The organism is Macrococcus carouselicus, assembly GCF_004359515.1.
Classification (GTDB): Bacteria; Bacillota; Bacilli; order Staphylococcales; family Staphylococcaceae; genus Macrococcus; species Macrococcus carouselicus.
Genome location: NZ_SCWD01000001.1, coordinates 736,906 through 751,847, shown reverse-complemented (window position 1 = coordinate 751,847; position 14,942 = coordinate 736,906). Strand labels below are relative to the sequence as shown.

At 44.7% G+C, this 14,942-nt stretch carries 16 protein-coding genes and 1 riboswitch; of the genes, 14 read left to right on the top strand and 2 right to left on the bottom strand.

Going from position 1 to position 14,942, the window contains the following annotated elements; genetic code table 11:
- The first annotated feature begins 12 nt into the window (after positions 1–12).
- The 3 genes from ERX40_RS03735 (at position 13) to ERX40_RS03725 (ending at position 3,247) form a co-directional block, all read left to right on the top strand.
- Complete coding sequence (locus ERX40_RS03735) at positions 13–720, top strand: response regulator transcription factor (protein WP_133417152.1); 708 nt, start codon at positions 13–15, stop codon at positions 718–720.
- On the top strand, positions 720–2,447 hold the full coding sequence (locus tag ERX40_RS03730; protein WP_133417151.1) for an ATP-binding protein: 1,728 nt from the start codon (positions 720–722) through the stop codon (positions 2,445–2,447). Before ERX40_RS03735 ends, ERX40_RS03730 begins: the two co-directional genes overlap by 1 nt.
- A gap of 56 nt (positions 2,448–2,503) precedes the next feature.
- Positions 2,504–2,632: riboswitch (FMN riboswitch) on the top strand.
- A gap of 69 nt (positions 2,633–2,701) precedes the next feature.
- A complete protein-coding gene (locus ERX40_RS03725) occupies positions 2,702–3,247 on the top strand; it encodes an ECF transporter S component (RefSeq protein ID WP_133417150.1) in 546 nt (181 codons plus the stop codon).
- Between the two features lie 40 nt (positions 3,248–3,287).
- Here ERX40_RS03725 and ERX40_RS03720 read toward each other — a convergent pair whose 3' ends face one another.
- A complete protein-coding gene (locus ERX40_RS03720) occupies positions 3,288–3,512 on the bottom strand; it encodes a ferredoxin (RefSeq protein ID WP_133417595.1) in 225 nt (74 codons plus the stop codon).
- Positions 3,513–3,637: 125 nt separating this feature from the next.
- Here ERX40_RS03720 and ERX40_RS03715 point away from each other — a divergent pair, with 125 nt between their 5' ends.
- The 5 genes from ERX40_RS03715 (at position 3,638) to ERX40_RS03695 (ending at position 8,586) form a co-directional block, all read left to right on the top strand.
- A complete protein-coding gene (locus tag ERX40_RS03715) occupies positions 3,638–4,531 on the top strand; it encodes a helix-turn-helix domain-containing protein (protein WP_165980646.1) in 894 nt (297 codons plus the stop codon).
- A complete protein-coding gene (locus ERX40_RS03710; RefSeq protein ID WP_133417148.1) occupies positions 4,528–5,877 on the top strand; it encodes a RecQ family ATP-dependent DNA helicase in 1,350 nt (449 codons plus the stop codon). The genes ERX40_RS03715 and ERX40_RS03710 overlap by 4 nt, the downstream gene beginning before the upstream one ends.
- 75 nt (positions 5,878–5,952) lie before the next feature.
- Positions 5,953–6,897, top strand: a complete 945-nt coding sequence (locus tag ERX40_RS03705; RefSeq protein ID WP_133417147.1) for a LysM peptidoglycan-binding domain-containing protein — start codon at positions 5,953–5,955, stop codon at positions 6,895–6,897.
- A gap of 23 nt (positions 6,898–6,920) precedes the next feature.
- Positions 6,921–7,565 carry a CBS domain-containing protein gene (locus tag ERX40_RS03700; RefSeq protein WP_133417146.1) on the top strand — a complete coding sequence of 215 codons (645 nt, stop codon included), beginning with the start codon at positions 6,921–6,923 and terminating at the stop codon, positions 7,563–7,565.
- Positions 7,566–7,614: 49 nt separating this feature from the next.
- Positions 7,615–8,586: a YpdA family putative bacillithiol disulfide reductase gene (locus tag ERX40_RS03695; protein ID WP_133417145.1), complete on the top strand. Its 972-nt coding sequence runs from the start codon at positions 7,615–7,617 to the stop codon at positions 8,584–8,586.
- A 21-nt stretch (positions 8,587–8,607) separates the two neighbouring features.
- Here the strand turns inward: ERX40_RS03695 and ERX40_RS03690 are convergent, their stop codons facing one another.
- A complete protein-coding gene (locus ERX40_RS03690) occupies positions 8,608–9,573 on the bottom strand; it encodes an asparaginase (protein ID WP_133417144.1) in 966 nt (321 codons plus the stop codon).
- A gap of 63 nt (positions 9,574–9,636) precedes the next feature.
- Between ERX40_RS03690 and cmk the strand changes: the two genes are divergently transcribed.
- The 6 genes from cmk (at position 9,637) to ERX40_RS03660 (ending at position 14,878) form a co-directional block, all read left to right on the top strand.
- Positions 9,637–10,290, top strand: coding sequence for a (d)CMP kinase (cmk, locus tag ERX40_RS03685; RefSeq protein WP_133417143.1), 654 nt, complete (start codon positions 9,637–9,639; stop codon positions 10,288–10,290).
- A gap of 77 nt (positions 10,291–10,367) precedes the next feature.
- Positions 10,368–11,522 carry a 30S ribosomal protein S1 gene (rpsA, locus tag ERX40_RS03680; RefSeq protein WP_133417142.1) on the top strand — a complete coding sequence of 385 codons (1,155 nt, stop codon included), beginning with the start codon at positions 10,368–10,370 and terminating at the stop codon, positions 11,520–11,522.
- Positions 11,523–11,626: 104 nt separating this feature from the next.
- Entirely contained in the window at positions 11,627–12,937 is a 1,311-nt protein-coding gene (der, locus tag ERX40_RS03675; protein WP_133417141.1) for a ribosome biogenesis GTPase Der, read from the top strand.
- An 11-nt stretch (positions 12,938–12,948) separates the two neighbouring features.
- Positions 12,949–13,947 (top strand): NAD(P)H-dependent glycerol-3-phosphate dehydrogenase, encoded by a 999-nt coding sequence (locus ERX40_RS03670; protein WP_133417140.1) that lies wholly within the window; start codon positions 12,949–12,951, stop codon positions 13,945–13,947.
- Positions 13,948–13,956: 9 nt separating this feature from the next.
- Positions 13,957–14,163 (top strand): DUF2768 family protein, encoded by a 207-nt coding sequence (locus tag ERX40_RS03665; protein ID WP_133417139.1) that lies wholly within the window; start codon positions 13,957–13,959, stop codon positions 14,161–14,163.
- Positions 14,156–14,878, top strand: coding sequence for a hypothetical protein (locus ERX40_RS03660; protein WP_133417138.1), 723 nt, complete (start codon positions 14,156–14,158; stop codon positions 14,876–14,878). The genes ERX40_RS03665 and ERX40_RS03660 overlap by 8 nt, the downstream gene beginning before the upstream one ends.
- Positions 14,879–14,942: the final 64 nt, after the last annotated feature.

Genomic DNA, 14,942 nt, shown 5'->3' with positions numbered 1-14,942 from the left:
AGGAAGATACTAATGAAAGAACGAATCTTAATTGTCGATGATGAGGATAGAATCAGAAAGCTTGCAAAGATGTACTTGGAACGTGAGGGCTTTGAGACAGTAGAGGCTGCTGACGGAGAGACCGCACTTGAGCTTGCTCTGACGGAAAACTTTCACTGTATACTGCTCGACATTATGCTGCCCGGCATGGACGGTCTGAATGTCTGCAGAAAGATCCGCGAGGAGAAATCAACACCTGTCATCATTCTGACAGCTAAGGGTGAGGAAAATAATCGTGTCGAAGGGTTTGAGATCGGGGCGGATGACTATATCGTCAAGCCGTTCTCACCGAGAGAAGTGGTTCTGCGGGTCAAAGCGATTCTGAGAAGATCACAGACTTCGATGTTCTTCCAGAATGATGCACACGCTAAAGATTTGATTGTCTTTGACTCACTTATCATCGACAACGATGCACATCGTGTCACTGCGAATAATCAGGAAGTCAGTCTGACACCGAAGGAATATGAACTGCTGTTATTCCTTGCGAAATCACCTGATAAAGTATTCGACAGAGAGCAGCTTCTGAAAGAGGTCTGGCATTATGAGTTCTACGGCGATCTGCGGACGGTGGATACCCATGTCAAACGTCTCCGCGAGAAACTCAATAAAGTATCACCTGAAGCAGCTGAGATGATTCATACAGTCTGGGGTGTCGGCTACAAGTTTGAGGTCAGAGACTGATGCGTTATTTAAATAGTATTGTCATTAAACTGTGGTTCACTATCATTCTGATAGTAACGACAGTTTTAATTATATTATCGGTCGCTTTAGTCGGTTTTTTTAATTCCTATTTTATCTCTGAGACAGGGCAGACACTCTATCAGCAGGCCAATAAAATTGAGAGCATTCTGATGAGCCGGCACAACCAGTCAGATGCTATTGATTACGTCAAGGAACTGATAGAAAATCCAGCCGGTCTTGTCATTATCGAGAATCAGAAGCAGCTGAGCAGGGACTATGACGAGCTGAAGCAGATCATGGTCGATGAGATACGTGATAATCCCAGCTTCGATGCCGTGTTTGATGAGAACAAGCATGTCACTAAGATCATCGACGTCAAATATCAGAATGAACAGCATCGCTATATTCTGCTCGGCTTCCCGTCGCAGGCTTTTGAAGAAAAAGGTGTGCTGATTCTTTTCCAGGATATCAATTCGATCAGTTCAACCTTGAGGTATGTCAGCCTGATTATACTGGTCAGTGCACTGGTTCTGATTCTTCTGTCCACTATCTTCGCGTTCTTTCTCTCCAATAAGATAACAAAGCCGCTTCTCAGACTGAAGGAATCAGCATTTAAGGTGGCAAAAGGTGAACGGGCAGACAAAGTCAGGACAACATCCCGTGATGAGATCGGAGAACTGACCATTGCCTTCAATAAGATGGAGGCAGATATCAGAGATAATATCTCCTCCATTGAAACGGAACGAAATCTGCGGGATAAACTTATCAATGCAATGGCTGATGGTATCCTCAGCTATAAGCTTGATATTGATGCGCAGCTGATGAATCCCATGGCTGAGCAGTTTCTATCCCTTATCAGTGATGAGAACAAACAGGAGTTAAATCAGACTTTTCTCGAAGTGCTGCAGACGAACGAAACAAAGATCCTTCAGCTCCCGACACAGCACCATTTCTTCGTTGTCATCGTCTCACCGGTCAGACATGCGGCGATGAACAATAAAAACGGGGCAGTGGCACTGATCAGGGATATGACCGAGGAGCATCGCAATGATGAGATGAAGAAGCGCTTTGTGGCTGATGTATCCCACGAACTGCGCACGCCGATTCAGATGCTGCAGGGATATACTGAAGCGCTGCTGGATGATATCGTGGAGACACCGGCTGAACGACGAGAGTTCCTGAACATTATTCTGGACGAGAGCAAGCGGCTCAACCGCCTTGTGAATGAGCTGCTGAACGTCGCTCGTTATGACGCCGGAGATGTCCAGCTTATGATGACTGAAGTAAATATAGCGGAATTATTCACTAAGGTGAGCGCTACTTTCAATCAGTCTATCGCTGAGAATCAGGTTGATTTTGAAATAATCGCTGACCCTGCGCTGAAGTGGCAGCTGGATATCGACAAAATGATTCAGGTGCTGACCAATCTGGTGGATAACGCAATCCGGTATACCCATGCAGGAGATCATATTAGACTGATAGCTGAAGCGAGTGACCGGCTTATCATTACGGTCAGCGATACAGGGGTCGGTATCAGTGAGGCGCATCAGCCGCATCTGTTTGACCGCTTCTACAAAGTGGACGAGGCCAGAACAAGAGGGAAGAATGGCACAGGGCTCGGTCTCTTTATCGTCAAAGCGATTATTGAGTCTCACGGCGGAACCATAAAAGTGGAAAGTAAGGTCGGAAAAGGAACCGATTTTATTATCGAAGTGCCCAACCATTGATTTTATCAAAACTTATGCTAATATAAAAAAGGATTAAAAAATCCAAAAAATAAATAATTCATCTTCGGGGTACGGTGAAATTCCGAACCGGCGGTCATAGCCCGCGACCTGCTGCCGAATTCGGCAGTGGCTGATTCAGTGAAATTCTGAAGCCGACAGTAAAGTCTGGATGGGAGAAGATGGAGGCGCAAAGCACATGCTTTGCTTATTTGTGCCGCCTCCTTCCTTCAGTTGATGAATGTAAGGAGAAGAATATGTCAAGTATCAACAGAACGAAAAGACTGATTTTAATCAGTATGCTGAGCGCCATCAGTTTTATACTGATGTTTCTCAAGTTTCCGCTGCCTTTTTTACCGCCCTACTTAACGATTGATTTCAGTGATCTGCCGGCTCTTATCGGCTTATTCACTTTAGGACCAGTCGGTGCTGTCATCATTGAACTGATCAAGAACCTGCTGAACTTTGCGTTTAATCCGGCAGATCCGATCGGACCGATAGCGAACTTTATGGCAGGGGCAAGCTTTGTGCTGACAGTCTATTTGCTGAAAGCAAGAAATCTATGGCCGGCCCTCATCACTGCGACTTTAGTGATGACACTTGTCATGAGCATTATGAATTACTTCGTTCTTTTACCGATGTACGGCATGATCATGAACTTAGGACAGATTACAGAGAACCTGAAAGTCATTGTGACAGCAGGTATCATTCCTTTTAATATCATCAAGGGATTATTTGTCTCTCTTTTGTTTATGCTGATCTTCAGACCGTTATTGCCGGTCATCGAAAAAAGATTCAGATAAAAAAACGGAAATTCCGCCAGAGCGGAATTTCCGTTTTCTATTATTCGAACTTAAGAGCGTCACCGTCAAATGATTCATCAGCTACTTTGATGGAATCTGTCGGACATCCTTCGAATGCATCGATCATATCCTCTTCCAGTTCTTCAGGTACTTCTTCTGTCCCTTTATTATCATCCAGGATCACAAAGGCAATCCCCTCATCATCATAATCATATATATCGGGTGCAGCAGCACCACATGCACCACAAGCGATACATGTATCCATATCAACGATCGTGTATTTACCAGCCAATTTATTCGCCTCCTTACTTAAAAATGCTACACTGTGAGTACATATATATTTTAGAGATTCAGCCGTCATTTTTCAACATAAATTATCTGGAGGTCATTATGGATTCGATTTATCAGCAGGCAAAAGTGCGTAAGTTTGCCGAGAAAACAGATAAAAGCTTCAATAATATCATCACCGGCTTTAAATCTCATCAGACCTTCTTTGACGCTATGATGCAGAGTATGCTGCCTTTTTATAACAGTAACCCTGAGAGAACGGGTGATGCCGCGGAGCCGTTGCAGTTTTATCCTTATTTCTATGAATCAAGTCAGCTGACCTTTCAGGCGCTCAGACTACTTACCCAGACAATTTCAGCACGGTCATCTGAGGTACGTGACTTCTATCCTGTCTCCAATCATCTGTATATCCACCAGCAGATCAAATACTGGATAAGTGCTCATGGTATGGATGCTTCGATTTATCAGCGTGAACTGCTGATGCTGTTTGATGAACTGGCAGCAGAAAGGTCGGTCATAAGCTATAAACTTCTGCCCGACGCACAGGGGAATCATTATACGGTTGATGAAATCTGTCAGGCAGATGAGCTGACTCTGGATGAATATCGACTGAAAGTGCTGCATGAGATGAATCATCTGACTGCGTTCATCAGTGAACATGAGTATTTCAAGGAGCTGTACATTCGGCTGCCGCTTCAGATTGCGACAGAGCAGACCAGAAGTCTGATGGAGTCAGGAGTCAATCTGGAGGAGATTGCCGCGGCGCGACAAGTCAAGCTTCATACTATTGAAGATCATATCATCGAGATGGTGATCAAAGATTACGAGATTGATTACACCACGTTTGTAGCTGAAGACGAAATAGCTGCAGTGCGGAATTTATACAGTACCTATCAGTTTCAGCGCCTTAAGCCTTATTATCAGGAATCAGGGATTGACAGTTATTTTAAGATAAAACTTGCGCTCTGTCTTACGATGAAAGGGGTGAAAAAATGACGCAGCAGGACATTCTTAAGACGGTCTATGGTTTTGAAGAATTGAGAGAAAGCCAGGCTGTTATCATAGATGCGATCAATACAGGCCGGGATGTTCTTGCTTTACTGCCGACAGGTGGGGGCAAATCCCTTTGTTACCAGCTGCCCGTCCTGCTGTCAGAAGGGAAGGCGCTTGTAATTACGCCGCTTGTTTCTCTCATGGAAGACCAGGTAGCGGAGCTGAAGCGGCTAAGAATAAAAGCGGCCTGTATTCACAGTTATCTCGATATCAGAGAAAAATATATGATCATGAACAATCTGCAGGAATTTCAGTTCATATTCTGTTCACCTGAGTGGCTGGCAACAGAGAAAGCACGACAGATTCTGCCGCAGCTGAATTTCAGCCATTTCATCATAGACGAAGCACACTGTATTTCTGAATGGGGGTTTGATTTCCGGCCGCATTACCTGATTCTGCATGAAATACTGCGGGATGACAGGCAGGTTATCGCCTTGACAGCGACAGCGGATGAAAAAATCATCAGTGATATCAGCCATTTACTGCGCCGGCAGCTGCTGGTCATTGATGAAAGGTCAGAACGCAGCAACATTTATCTGAATGTGCTAAGACCTGAAGATAAGATACAGAAGATTGAGGAGATATTAGATGACTCAGGGCCGGTGATCATCTACTTTTCCTCAAAGAAAGTATGCGATGAAGTCCACAATAGACTGAAGACACGGTTCAGAGGGATGACTTATCACGCAGATATGACCTACGAGGAGCGCATGAGCGTCCAGAGTGCTTTTCACAGTGACAGAATACATTATGTGTGTGCGACGAGCGCGTTCGGTATGGGAATCAATAAGAAGAATATACGGACAGTTATCCATTATCATGTGCCGAAGTCGACCACGCAGTACGTTCAGGAAGTCGGTCGTGCAGGGCGCGATGGTGAGTCCGCGCAGGCTATTCTGTTATTTGATGAGGATGATATCAGCCGCAGCTATCGCTTCTTACAGGAAGATCATCTGTCAGAGACTGACCTGGACCTTTATCTGAAGGGTGCTCAGCTTGCTGAAGACAAGACGGAGCAGCTTCGTATTTTAACGTCACTCTTTACTGAGAGTCAGTTAAGAATCATTCTTCAGCGGGAATTCAGAACAAAAGTCAATGCACTGAACCATATGGCAGTATATGGACAGGTGGACCGCTGCTTAAGCGGACAGCTTTATCATCTATCAGTTTACTGTCAGCACTGTCAGTACTGTAAAGGCCAGCAGTTCATGTACTTTGACAAAGCTGTCGTTGACAGAAAGACTGATGATAGGATTGAATATATCAAATCATTATTTAATCAAGGCTAGCTCTTTACTATTTACTTTAATGTTGTCTATAATAAATGATATATTGAAATAAATTAATATGAAGTAGGTGTAGGTATGTCAAAGGATAATTTTAAAGATGAATTTGAAAAGAGCAAACAGCCTGTAGAGAGACAGGATGATCAGACGAATGACGATTTAGTATTTGAAGGAGAAAATTTTACAGAGTCAAAGGAACCAGGGGACTTTCCGCCACGAGGGATGTCCAGGCGCAACCGTTCAGCTGAACGTCGTCGTCGTGAGGAGACGCCGGAAGAAGAAACGGTGGAAAAAATGGTCTATTCATCAAAGAAGAAGCGCCGTAGAAAGGGCGGAGCAGCTGTAGGGGCAGCGGCAGCCACTCAAGGTGATATTGACACACCTGCTGAAGCAGAGGAAGTCAAGACGGCGACTTTTGCAGCGGGTGACGGGGAACCTGAAATCCATCATGTCGATTCAGAAGAACATGAGAATAAAGAGAAAAGCAATAAATGGCTGCCTTTACTGGCAGGTCTGCTGATTCTGATTCCGCTCTTATTCCTGCTGTTCATGTATTTCAGCAATAAAGATGATAACCATAAAGAAAAAGCAGTGACGACAGAAGAGACGACTGAGAAAGTGACAACAGAGAAGCCTGCAAAAGAGAAAGCAACAACTGAAGCACCCGTGGCGACTGCAGAAGAGACGACAGAAGAAACAACCACTGAAGAAATAGCCACAGAAGAGCCGACGACAGAAGAAACAACCACTGAAGAAATAGCCACAGAAGAGCCGACGACAGAAGAAGCAACCACTGAGAAAGCAACGACAGAAGAGCCGACGACAGAAGAAGCAACCACTGAGAAACCGTCTGCAAATCAGTCAGAACAAACTCATACAGTAGGGGCAAATGAGAATCTGTATCGTATTGCAATCCGTTACTACGGAAGCGGCACACCGGAAAACGTCGAAAAAATCCGTCAGGCAAATGGTCTGACCGGCAATACTTTGTCGATAGGTCAGGAACTTGTTATTCCGGAATAAACAACATCAAAGGGGATGAATTTATGTATTTAAAGACGATTATGATTCCAAAGGAAAAGTGCTATATCGCAAATCCGAACGACACGGTTAAATCAGTGATCGACAAACTGGAACACCACGGTATTGATGGGATGCCTGTGGTCAGTGACGGGGTCTATCACGGTACTGCTACACGCTTCCATATCTTCAGACATTTCTTTTTCAAGAAAAATCCGCAGACGCGTGATGAATTCATTGAAACAACGAAGATCAAAGACATTCTGACGGTGGATGAATTCAGTGTGAAGGATGATTCACTATTTGAAGAATCATTTCTCAGCCTGCAGGATTTCCCTATCCTGAGTATCATCAATGACCATCATGAATTTTTAGGCGTTGTCACACGTTATGACGTTATGGAACAGTTCAAGAGTGCATTCGGTATGAACCGGGCGGGTACACGTATTGCCATTACTTCAATCGATGCTGAAGGACGTATTAAGCGCCTTGCACAGGCACTGCAGAAATATAAACTCAATGCCATCTCTTTTGTTACATTTGACGAAACAGATAAGATGCATCGACGTATGATTGTAAAGATTGAGGACCGCGATCAGAACGCTATTCTGAAATTCACAAAGTATCTGTCAAAAAATGGATTCAAAGTACTGGATATTCAACAGGATTAAATAAAAGGGGCTCATTTTCGAGCTTCTTTTTTTTAGAAAGGTGATTAATTTGAAGTATATAGAAAGTATTATTATCGGAGCAGGTCCGTGTGGCATGTCAGCAGCAATCGAACAGCAGAAAAAAGGAATTGAGACGCTGATCATTGAAAAAGGGAATGTAGTTGAAGCCATCTATAATTATCCGACCCATCAGACGTTTTTTTCATCGAGTGACAAACTCAGTATAGGTGACGTGCCTTTTATAGTCGAAGAACACAAACCGCGACGCAATCAGGCACTCGTCTATTACAGAGAAGTGGCCAAGCATCATCAGCTGAACATCAATACAAGGGAGGCGGTACTTGCAGTTGAGAAGACTGAGCAGCTGTTTACGGTGACAACTATCAGAGGCGTCTATCAGTGCACTTACCTGACTGTAGCGACCGGCTACTACGGCCAGCATAATAAACTCGCTGTCAGAGGCGCTGACCTTGATAAGGTCCACCATTACTTTAAAGAGGCTCATCCTTATTTTGCGAAAAAGGTGCTGATCATCGGCGGTAAAAACTCAGCCGTTGATGCAGCGATTGAGCTTGAAAAGGCTGGAGCTGAGGTGACGGTCATCTATCGGGGCAGTGAGTATTCAAAAAGTGTCAAACCCTGGATACTGCCTGTTTTTGACGGACTCGTGCGCAGCGGGAAGATTCAGATGTACTTTAATGCGACTATTGATGAAATCAGTGAGCACACAGTGACGTTTACGGTAGAGGGCCAGAGTAGGACGATAGACAACGACGATGTCTTCGCCATGATCGGTTATCATCCTGACTATGACTTTCTGCAGAAAATAGGGATGGAGCTCGTCACGAATGAATTTGGCACTGCACCGAAGTATGATGTAGAGACAATGGAGACGAATGTGGATAATCTATTTATCGCCGGTGTGATTGCTGCGGGTAATGATGCCAATTCCATCTTTATTGAAAACGGAAAATTTCATGGCGGCCTGATCGCGGACACGATTATAAGCAGAAAAAAATAAGGGGGCTCTGGCCACCTTATTTTATTTACGGAAATAGTTCTTCAGCTGCTCTTCCTTCAGATTGTTGCTCAAGGCGATAATCAGCTTCAGCCGGGCTTTCTGGCCATTCAGACCATTTGAGAAGATCACTCCGCGCTGATCCAGATCATAGCCACCCCCTTCATAGTGGTAGTTATTGCTGACGATACCGTTGAAGCAGCGCGACACAAGCACGACAGGTATATCTGCGGTCAGCAGTTTATCCAGACCTGCCAGAGCACTCGGCGGCAGATTTCCCTGTCCGAGTGCTTCTATCACGACACCGTCATAGTCGTGTTCCAGGAAGAATTCCAGCAGTTCAGCATCCAGATCACTATGTGCCGTAAGTAAACCGACTTTAATGGTGGTATCCACTTTGACTAGAGGTCGATTGATGACGGGAAGATGATGGAAGTAAATGTGATTCTTGGTGATGATGCCAAGTGGTCCGTAATTCGGGCTCTGAAACGTACTGGTGTTTGAAGTGTGGGTCTTGGTCACATTAGTGGCACTATGGATTTCGTCATTGAAGACGACGAGCACCCCTTTGCTTTTTGAATCAGCATCACAGGCAGTACGGATAGCCGCTAGATAATTATAAAGACCATCAGCACCGATTTCGTTCGAAGAGCGCATGGCGCCTGTCAGGATGACAGGAATACTCACATTTAATGTCAGATTCAGAAAATAAGCGGTCTCCTCAAGTGTATCTGTACCGTGTGTAATAACAATCCCTTCAAAATTATCGGTATTAATCTGCTCGATGATAGTTTTTCTGAGGGTATTCATATGGCTGAGTGACATATGCGGTGAAGGGATCTGGAATGGATTCAGTTCAGTGATATCTGCCAGATTCTTTACAGCTGAGAGGTCTGAGACCGGATTGACTTCATTTGTGACGACGCGTCCATCCGGGTTTTCGGACATACTGATGGTACCGCCTGTATGTAAAACTAAGAGTTTTTTCATAAGTGCCTCCTTTATTCTTATATGATAAAATATTAATGATTAAACAACAAGGCAGGTAAAGTGATGAAAAAAATAAATATCGCGATTGATGGACCAGCAGCAGCGGGTAAAAGTACGATTGCAAAAAAAGTAGCAGCAGCGCTTGATATGGTCTATGTGGATACAGGAGCCATGTACCGTGCGATTACACTTGCATATCTTGAAGCGGATCATGATGATTTCGAAGCGCTGCTTAGTCATATTGATATCAGACTGATTTCAGATAATGGGCAGCGGGTATTATTGAATGAGGAAGATGTGACGGAACGAATACGGGAAAATGATGTGACAGCGCATGTCTCTTTTGTGGCCAGTCAGGCTGCAGTGCGCGGTTTCCTTGTTGATCTGCAGCAGCAGATGACATTAGATAAAGGCGTCGTGATGGACGGCCGTGATATCGGCACGACCGTCATTCCTGATGCCGAACTCAAAATATACATGGTGGCATCTGTTGAGGAGCGTGCTCTACGCCGTCAGCTTGATAATGACATGCGAGGCATCAGCAGTACAGTCGAGCAGCTGAAAGCAGATATTGCCCACCGGGATCATCTTGATATGACGAGAGAGATTTCTCCGCTGTCAAAAGCGGATGACGCGCTGGTAGTCGATACGACAGGTCAGTCTATTGAACAGGTGACCGAGAAAATTTTAAAAATGGCGGCAGAGAAAATCGGATAAAGACGATTTTCTTGACTTTTTTAGGGTAATATAAGAACGTTAGATAAAGAGCTTTTATATTTTAGGAGGATAAGACTATGACAGAAGAATTTAACGAGAATATGATTACAGAGATTCAGGAAGGTGATAAAGTAAAAGGAACCGTTCAGAAGATTGAAGATAAACACGTTATCGTTTTCATTGAAGGAGCTAAATTTGACGGAATTATTCCGATCAGCCAGCTAACAAGTCTTCATATCGATAAAGCAGAGGAAGCAGTAACTGTTGGAGACGAAATTGAAGCATACGTGACGAAGATTGAAGACAAAGAAGAGGATGGTCATTATATCCTTTCTAAAAGAAAACTCGATGAGTCACAATCATTTGACAGCTTAAGAGAGAAATTCGAAAACAATGAAACAATCGAAGCAGAAGTTAAAGAAGTCGTTAAAGGCGGTCTTGTGGTAGATGTCGGTCTTCGTGGCTTTATCCCCGCTTCACTTATCTCTACGGAGTATATCGAGGATTTCTCTGATTATCAGGGTCGTCAGCTGACACTTAAAATTGAGGAACTTGACCAGGAGAAAAATCGTGTCATCTTAAACCACCGTGCCATTGAAGAGGAAGAGAACAAAGTGAAACGCGCTGAAACACTTCAGAACTTAGAAGTAGGTTCTATCGTTGACGGTAAAGTTGCCCGTATCACCAGCTTCGGTGCTTTCGTCAATATCGGCGGTGTAGATGGACTGGTTCACATTTCACAGATCACACACGACCGTCTTGAGAAAGTGGAAGATGCCCTTGAAATCGGTCAGGAAGTGAAAGTCAAGATCTTAAGTGTTGATACTGAAGCTGAACGTATCTCATTATCAATCAAAGAGGCTCTGCCAGGTCCATTTGAAACAATCGATGAAAACTTCAAAGTAGGGGAAGTCGTTGACGGTAAAGTGATGCGTCTTGCGAACTTCGGTGCTTTCGTTGAAATCGCTAAAGGTCTGCAGGGACTTGTTCACATTTCACAGATCAGCCATGAGCACATCGGTAATCCAAGTGAAGTGCTTGAACCAGGTCAGACTGTAAAAGTAAAAATCTTAGATATCAATAAAGCAGAACAGCGTATCGCATTATCAATCAAAGCAACTGAAGAACAAGGTCAGGATTTCGATTCTTCTTACCTCGACACAAGCTCAAATGATGATGCACCGACTTTAGGTGATATGTTCGGCGACAAATTCAAAAACTTAAAATTATAATCATGACTTACAAAGTAACGCGATCTGCGTTACTTTTTTTAATTATGAGAACAAATCAAGGTGTGTTAAAATAGTATAGATTATATATTGAGAGGAAGAAAAAATTGACTAAACCAACTATAGCGATTGTCGGCCGGGCGAATGTCGGCAAATCGACCATATTTAATAGAATTATCGGGGAACGGGTGTCTATCGTTGAAGATACGCCTGGTGTTACCCGTGACCGTATTTACTCAAGCGGCGAATGGCTCACACATGAATTCAATATTATTGATACAGGCGGCATTGAACTTGGCGATGAACCTTTCCAGGAACAGATTCGTGCTCAGGCGGAAATTGCCATTGATGAAGCAGATGTCATCATCTTTATGGTGAATGGGCGTGATGGTATCACGAACGAAGATGACTTTGTCGCTAAGCTGCTGTTCAAATCGAATAAACCTGTCGTGCTGGCGGTCAATAAAATTGATAATCCGGATATGCGTGCTGATATTTATGAGTTTTATTCACTTGGTTTTGGCGATCCCTATCCAATTTCCGGTGCTCACGGACTGGGTCTCGGTGATCTGCTGGACGAGGCAAGCAAGCACTTTCCTGAAGATATCGAAGAGGACTATGATGATGATGTTATCAAGTTCAGTCTGATCGGACGTCCCAATGTCGGTAAATCCAGCTTGATCAACAGTATATTAGGTGAGGAACGCGTCATCGTCTCCAATATCGCTGGTACGACACGTGATGCGATTGATACGATGTACAGCTACGAGGGTCGTGATTATGTCATGATCGATACAGCAGGTATGCGCAAAAAAGGGAAGGTCTATGAATCGACTGAACGCTATTCTGTGCTGCGTGCTCTACGTGCCATCGAGCGTTCCAATGTCGTTCTCGTTGTCATTGATGCCGAGGAAGGGATCATTGAACAGGACAAGAAAATCGCAGGCTATGCGCACGAGGCAGGGAAAGCGGTGATCATCGTCGTCAATAAATGGGATACTGTCGAAAAGGATTCTAAGACGATGAAAAAATTTGAGGACAACATCCGGGCTCACTTCCAGTTCCTTGATTATGCACCGATTGCCTTCGTTTCCGCACTTAAAGGACAGCGCCTGAAGACGCTATTCCCGCTCATCAATATGGCGAGTGAAAACCATAAAAAACGTGTGCAGAGCAGTACATTAAATGAAGTCATCACCGATGCTGTGGCGATGAATCCGACGCCGACCGATAACGGCAGCCGTCTGAACATCTTCTATACGACGCAGGTGGCTATCGAACCCCCGACCTTTGTTGTCTTTGTCAATGATGTTGAAATGATGCACTTCTCGTATCAGCGTTTCCTTGAGAACAGAATTCGTGATGCATTTGGTTTTGAAGGCACACCGATTCATCTCATCACCCGAAAACGTAACTAGGAGGTTATTTCATGACAGCGATAAGTGTACTTGGGACAGGCAGCTGGGGCACAGCCCTGGCCAATGTTCTTCTGGATAATGGACATGATGTGATGATGTGGGGACGGAGTCAGACCGTGGCGGCGCATCTTGCTGCTGATAAGCGGAATCCTGACTATCTGCCGGACATCCGGCTGAACGACAATATGACAGCGACCACAGATATCAATCAGGCAGTCAGTCATGCCGATGTCCTGATTGTAGCGGTGCCGACACAGGCCATGCGAGACGTCTGTCAGCAGATTGACAGTGTGGCGACAAAGCCGAAGACAGTCATCCACGTCTCAAAAGGGCTTGAACCGAAATCCTTTAAAAGGATCTCTGAAATCATTGAAGAAGAGATTGATCAGTCGCATCTGAAGGGTGTGGGTGTGCTCAGTGGACCCAGTCATGCGGAGGAAGTCGCAAAAAGACAGCCGACGACAGTCGCTATCGCATCGAATGATGGTTCTATCCGCAAGCTGGGTCAGGACCTTTTTATGTGTGACTACTTCCGCGTCTATACAAACGATGACCTGATTGGCGTGGAGATCGGCGGTGCCCTGAAGAACATCATCGCGCTCGCTGCCGGCTTAAGCGACGGACTGGGCTACGGGGATAATGCCAAGGCTGCCCTGATGACCCGCGGGCTCGCTGAGATCACGCGTCTGGGTGTTAAGATGGGCGCTGATCCCATGACTTATCTCGGTATGGCGGGGCTCGGTGACCTCATCGTGACCTGTACGTCTGTTCACTCACGTAACTGGCGCTGCGGAGAGATGCTCGCTAGAGGCCTGACGCTTGAGGAGACTCTTGAACGTATGGGTATGGTAGTGGAAGGCGTGAGAACGACACAGGCTGCCTACGAGATGGCTTCTGCATATGGTGTCGAGATGCCGATTACAGGTGCTCTATATGATGTACTGTTCAATAAAGGGCCTGTTGAAGAGAATGTTAAAGCGCTGATGAACCGTCAAAAAACGAACGAATAGGTGAAGGAAATGTTTAATATTACAAGAATGGATTTAATGTGGGTGTCGTTCTATTCTTTGGGACTGATGCTCTTAGCGATGGCTCTGATCTATGTCGCTCGCTTCAAGGTGAAAAGCCGGCCTCTTTCTATTGTGCTTTCGCTGCTGGCATATGGATCACTGATTTTGAGCGGACTGCTGATGATCATCGTGCTGGGTGGTTCCAGTCATGCTTAGACGACTGCTGTTAATGATTATTCCCACTGTCTTTTTATCGGGCTGTTTCTACCCGACTGCTGAACGCGCCGAGAATAGGATAGCACCGCTTGATCAGCTGAATATGGTGCAGACTGCAGTAGATCAGTACCAGAAGGATAACGGGGGACTTCTTCCGCTGAAAGACCGAGACCAGACTTATGATCAATACGTCAAGCATCCTGTAGATTTTGAGAAGCTGCAGCCCCGTTATTTATCTGAACTACCAGGTTCTTCATTTGAGAAAGGGGGCATCTATCAATATGTACTGATGGATGTTGAACACGATCCGACAGTCAAACTAGTGGATCTCCGCACGGCCGAAGTTCTTAAGGATCTCCGTATCAGGCTGAATATTCAGGACAGAACGCTGCCGCTCGGTGAAAAGGTCGGTCCGAATGTCTACAGGATTGCCTATAAAAAGTATGGTCTGGATGAGTATCCGACAGTGACCAGTCCTTACAGCGGTGAGACATTACCTGTCTACATCAATGGAGGCAACGAATTTATCGTTGATTACACACAGGATTTAGGCCGTGTGATCAAAGAAAAGAATCTGAAACCCGAAGCGGGAGAGGATATACGCCCTATTCTGTATGAAGACTCACCTGTTCTGCCTGCATATAGTGTTCCATATACTGTGAATGAAAAAAATGAACCTGTCTTTAAATCCAATGTCCTGCACAATAAAAAATAATGAAACATGGTATAAAACGTTGCAGTACCAACGTTTATTGTGTTAAAGTCATTACAGAATGATA

Bases quoted from the DNA above. Each gene is read 5' to 3' on its own strand.
- ERX40_RS03735 (WP_133417152.1), top strand. From the start codon at position 13: ATGAAAGAACGAATCTTAATTGTCGATGATGAGGATAGAATCAGAAAG.
- ERX40_RS03730 (WP_133417151.1), top strand. From the start codon at position 720: ATGCGTTATTTAAATAGTATTGTCATTAAACTGTGGTTCACTATCATT.
- ERX40_RS03725 (WP_133417150.1), top strand. From the start codon at position 2,702: ATGTCAAGTATCAACAGAACGAAAAGACTGATTTTAATCAGTATGCTG.
- ERX40_RS03720 (WP_133417595.1), bottom strand. From the start codon at position 3,512: ATGGATACATGTATCGCTTGTGGTGCATGTGGTGCTGCTGCACCCGAT.
- ERX40_RS03715 (WP_165980646.1), top strand. From the start codon at position 3,638: ATGGATTCGATTTATCAGCAGGCAAAAGTGCGTAAGTTTGCCGAGAAA.
- ERX40_RS03710 (WP_133417148.1), top strand. From the start codon at position 4,528: ATGACGCAGCAGGACATTCTTAAGACGGTCTATGGTTTTGAAGAATTG.
- ERX40_RS03705 (WP_133417147.1), top strand. From the start codon at position 5,953: ATGTCAAAGGATAATTTTAAAGATGAATTTGAAAAGAGCAAACAGCCT.
- ERX40_RS03700 (WP_133417146.1), top strand. From the start codon at position 6,921: ATGTATTTAAAGACGATTATGATTCCAAAGGAAAAGTGCTATATCGCA.
- ERX40_RS03690 (WP_133417144.1), bottom strand. From the start codon at position 9,573: ATGAAAAAACTCTTAGTTTTACATACAGGCGGTACCATCAGTATGTCC.
- cmk (WP_133417143.1), top strand. From the start codon at position 9,637: ATGAAAAAAATAAATATCGCGATTGATGGACCAGCAGCAGCGGGTAAA.
- rpsA (WP_133417142.1), top strand. From the start codon at position 10,368: ATGACAGAAGAATTTAACGAGAATATGATTACAGAGATTCAGGAAGGT.
- ERX40_RS03670 (WP_133417140.1), top strand. From the start codon at position 12,949: ATGACAGCGATAAGTGTACTTGGGACAGGCAGCTGGGGCACAGCCCTG.
- ERX40_RS03665 (WP_133417139.1), top strand. From the start codon at position 13,957: ATGTTTAATATTACAAGAATGGATTTAATGTGGGTGTCGTTCTATTCT.
- ERX40_RS03660 (WP_133417138.1), top strand. From the start codon at position 14,156: ATGCTTAGACGACTGCTGTTAATGATTATTCCCACTGTCTTTTTATCG.